This window comes from Yersinia sp. 1252 StPb PI, from assembly GCF_048593885.1.
GTDB lineage: Bacteria > Pseudomonadota > Gammaproteobacteria > Enterobacterales > Enterobacteriaceae > Yersinia > Yersinia enterocolitica_E.
The window spans coordinates 1-1,450 of the sequence record NZ_JAZGQE010000365.1; the positions used below are offsets into that span (position 1 = coordinate 1).

The window sequence follows — 1,450 nt, forward strand, 5'->3', positions numbered from 1 at the left end:
AGCTATTAATTATAATTAAACGATATCGACATCCTCTCAGCCGCCATTCAGCCAGGTAGCGCGACAATTTTCATCTTCATTGCACTAAGAGAGATATGATAGCGCCGTTAAAAAAGTTAATACCCTCCCAAAATGAACTAAGTGTGGAAGATAAGATGACAATTATCTAAAGGCGTTCAGCTTCGATAAAGCGATAAGTTCATCAACAATAAAGCGAATGCTTGGCAATAAGTGACGTGACCGTGGCCAAATAACACTCAGTTCACTCGAATGACTATGATAATAGCTGAAAGGATCCAACGCTTGCGGGCCACTGGATTAATGAAGTACATACTTCACTATTAGGTTGCCCCTAAAATTGCCCTGTACTTTTAATAAAATTAAAGCCTGGTAGATGAGCTAATTAAAAATTGTCCTAGCGCGGTTATCCGGTATCATAACTTAACGAATACCTCGGTGTACTGCTTATAGATGAATGTCACGTGAAAACATTGATGGTTGGCAACAGAGGCTTAGTCCGCCCTGCATATAGAAAGGAATATTATGGGTGAATTTACCGGTTTTACTCAACATGGGCTGACATTCTTACAGCACATTGCTCACAACAATAACAAAGAATGGTTCGAGGAACATCGCGATATCTATGATCAGCATCTACTACAGCCAGTGCGAAAACTGGTTACCGACCTGAGTTCAGATATGCTGACTATTGATGAACTGTTTGAAGTTCGTCCGGCGATTGGCAAGACAATTTCTCGTATGAATCGCGATACCCGTTTTTCTCATGATAAGTCACTCTATCGCAGCAATATTTGGTTAACATTTAAAAGATCACGTAAAAATTGGACGGATGCTCCAACTTACTTTTTCGAATTTGGTCCAGACTGGTGGCGTTATGGGTTGGGGTATTACAGCGCCTCGCGAGAAACAATGGATCTTTTCAGACAACAACTGCTCCGTGCTCCGGCTGATTTTCTCACCATAGCTGACTGTATTTATCCCGATTTCTCGATTGAGGGAGAGAGTTACAAGCGCCCTTTGATTAAAGATCAACCACCGGCATTGGCGGTCTGGTACAACAAGAAGTCGTGGGCATTAATTAGCCACCGCAGAGATATGGATTTATTATTTTCCAAACAACTGGTTGACCGGTTGAGTAAAGACTTTCTCCGTCTTTCACCTATCTATGATTTTTTGATGAAAATTGAAAGCTTGAAGAAAAGTCATAATCACTTTAGCTAGACGAGAAAATTTACCCTATCCACGGTGCAAAAGTGCGATATTCAAATGGGTTTAATCCATTTACAAGCGTCAAAACCTTGCAAGCTGCACAGATGAAACATTAGATTTAGAGCAGCTTGCTATTAAACGTCCATACGGTGTTATCATCTTTTACCCCTGCCTTTCAGCGGTTTTACCCTTGATAGCGACTCAACTAATACCCCACTAC

At 41.0% G+C, this 1,450-nt stretch carries 1 protein-coding gene; it reads left to right on the top strand.

What is annotated here, in order from left to right; genetic code table 11:
• Nucleotides 1–543: 543 nt before the first annotated feature.
• On the top strand, nt 544–1,242 hold the full coding sequence (locus V2A85_RS23630) for a DUF2461 domain-containing protein (RefSeq protein ID WP_420072545.1): 699 nt from the start codon (nt 544–546) through the stop codon (nt 1,240–1,242).
• Nucleotides 1,243–1,450 lie beyond the last annotated feature (208 nt).

Bases quoted from the DNA above. Each gene is read 5' to 3' on its own strand.
- V2A85_RS23630 (WP_420072545.1), top strand. From the start codon at position 544: ATGGGTGAATTTACCGGTTTTACTCAACATGGGCTGACATTCTTACAG.